This is a genomic window from Microvirga sp. GN3 (assembly GCF_055792825.1).
On sequence record NZ_JBVVAK010000330.1, the window covers coordinates 1 to 2832 of the forward strand.

The 2832-nt window shown below is 57.8% G+C and carries 1 protein-coding gene and 1 pseudogene; one reads left to right on the plus strand and one right to left on the minus strand.

Features of this window, described 5'->3' with window-relative positions; genetic code table 11:
- Window positions 1-399: 399 nt before the first annotated feature.
- Window positions 400-543: pseudogene (locus tag ACS5Q1_RS47375) on the plus strand (IS6 family transposase); the annotation flags it as partial.
- Between the two features lie 144 nt (window positions 544-687).
- On the opposite strand, the gene recA reads toward ACS5Q1_RS47375, so the two are convergent.
- Window positions 688-1731 (minus strand): recombinase RecA, encoded by a 1044-nt coding sequence (recA, locus tag ACS5Q1_RS47380; RefSeq protein WP_473104701.1) that lies wholly within the window; start codon window positions 1729-1731, stop codon window positions 688-690.
- Window positions 1732-2832 lie beyond the last annotated feature (1101 nt).

Sequence of the window (2832 nt, forward strand, 5' to 3'; positions counted from 1 at the left end):
CTATTCTGCTGCATGGCTCGTCCCCTGTGCGGGAGGCTCGGCACCGGCCCATCCGGCGCAACCCTCGCTCATCGCATAGTGTGGACGAGCCACCTCCGCCGGCAACGAACATACGGTCTGCCCATGTAAGACGGCTTCGGGAATTCCCCTGCCCTGCTCCATTCCGGCTAACATATGCAGTGCTTGGCATTGATCCGCGCTCAAACGCTTGGATTGATGGTTGCCCGCCAGGCTCACTCCGCTTCAAATCCAGGCAACGTTTGTGAGCCGTAATCTCCCATTAAATGCTCAAGGCCAACGAGAATCTCACGTTAAATGCCCAAAGGTTTGTCTCAGCGCAGCGACTAAGTCTCTGAAATCATTGAATCGGCTGTCTCACGCCAAAATGCTCAGTGACACTCAGCGCAGCGGTTCCTGTCAATGCATGCCGCTATCTACAACACGTTCACTGTTCCCCGTCACCTCACCACTGCCGAAACGCACCGGCTCCTCCGAGCCGAGGCGTTCGCCACGTGGCGCGAAGCTGCGGGTGTTGCGGCATAGCGAGAGATATCTGGGGATTCTCATCTCGGCCAACCTCCGCAACGTGACAAGCTCAGATTGCGGACATAGTTCGCCTGCTGCTTGCGCATCATGTGGGCCAACTCGATCTCACATCGCTAGCCTACCAGGACGGGCATTCCTCGTTCAGACTAGTGCTGCATCATCTGCCGGAGCATCGGCTGTATCGTTGGCCTGCAACTCAGCCATCAGCAGACCAGCGTTCTGACGAATCTTTGCCTCGATCGCTGCTGCAATCTCGGGATTGTCCTTCAGGGAGGTCTTGGCGTTCTCGCGGCCCTGGCCCAGGCGCTGACTGTCGTAGGAGAACCACGCGCCGGACTTCTCCACCACGTTCGCCTTCACGCCGAGGTCGATCAGCTCGCCCATCTTCGAGATGCCTTCACCGAACATGATATCGAACTCGACCTGCTTGAAAGGCGGAGCGACCTTGTTCTTGACCACTTTTACCCGCACCTGGTTGCCGATCGGCTCATCCCGGTCCTTCAGAGTGGACGTGCGGCGGATATCGAGGCGCACGGAGGCATAGAACTTGAGCGCGTTGCCGCCGGTGGTCGTCTCCGGCGAGCCGTACATGACGCCGATCTTCATGCGGATCTGGTTGATGAAGATCACCATCGTCTTTGTGCGGCTGATCGAACCGGTGAGCTTGCGTAGAGCCTGGCTCATCAGGCGAGCCTGAAGACCGGGACGGCTCTCGCCCATCTCGCCCTCGATCTCGGCCTTCGGCGTCAGCGCCGCCACCGAGTCGACGACGAGCACATCGACAGAGCCTGAGCGGATCAAAGTATCGGCAATCTCGAGCGCCTGCTCGCCGTTGTCCGGCTGAGAGATCAGGAGATCATCGAGGCTGACGCCGAGCTTGCGGGCGTAAACCGGATCCAGTGCATGTTCGGCATCGATAAAGCCGCAAACGCCACCCGTTTTCTGAGCCTCGGCGATGGTCTGGAGTGCAAGCGTTGTCTTGCCAGACGACTCCGGTCCATATACCTCGACCACACGACCTCGCGGGAGGCCACCGACGCCCAGGGCAATATCGAGCCCAAGCGAGCCGGTTGAAATCGTCTCCACCTCGACAACCTGACCGCCGCCAAGGCGCATGATCGAGCCCTTGCCAAAGGCACGCTCGATCTGGGCCACCGCTGTTTCGATCGCCTTGTTCTTGTCCATGCTCATCACGGCTCCGCTTCTATAAATTCTGAATATTGACCTTAGCTCATATGAATTCCGAATGCTAGAACAAAGCAGGAACAAACATAGCCTGTAAGCACTATCTGCGGCTAAGCTTTCATCTACATTAGCAAATCAACAGGCCGACTTCGTGGTTCCGCTGCTGTCAGGGCACCTCTCCGCGCGAATACCGTACAAGGCGAAGGATTTTCGTTTTGATCCCGATCCAGGAAGGGGTGGCCTGTACCCGCAAACCAGCGTCGAAGCCGGTGCTTTTGTTAGCTCGAGTGATGATCTCACTGTGCCGTTCTCAAGGCACGTCACTCCTGCTCTGCCGTAGGAGTTCAGCAACGGCTTTCCTGCCTGTTGCACAGATCGTGCCTCTAGAGGAGTGGGGTCTCAGATCAGCTGATCCCGGGGGACGTTGAGCACCACGGACAGACTTTTCAGCATCGCCTCCTCGATGTCTTTTTTGCTATCCTCGATTGCGGATGTCTTCTTTGGAAATGCAACTCTTTGCGGCAAGGTCATCGCGCGAGATGTTCCGCCATTGGCGGTACGCCACCAACAATCGCGTACGTGACATCCAAAGGCACTCGGAAGACGTCGACCATCGCGGTGTCCTCCAGTGCTCCAATTTAGCACAGAGCAAGTTGCTCATGCGGCTGCCCGTTCGATGTATGGTGGAGCCCATACTTCCTACCCTCAATGCCACGCTGACGCCATCCTGATTGCGAGCCCAAAAGTCTGTTACTCCGTGACGGTAGCTTCCGACATTCCAAATGCCGGCAAAAATCCGCTGGTTACATCGATGTCATCCTCACAGAGGCTGAGAAGAAGGCTAGCAAAGTCGTTGAAGAAACGATCCCGCGGGCTGAGATGCGACAGATGTGCGCCGCACCAAGCTTATCCAAAGCGGCTCTACGGGTGCATGGCTGAGGAAACCTCAGCCATCCATGAGCGCCCAACACCGCAGGCACCACGCGCTCAGGGGGTGGATTGCAGGGCGGCGATGGTCTGTCGAACGCCCTCGCGCAGCGGCGTGACCGAGCCCCCGAACGTTCGCTCGAACTTGGATGTGTCCATCACGAACGGCTGCTC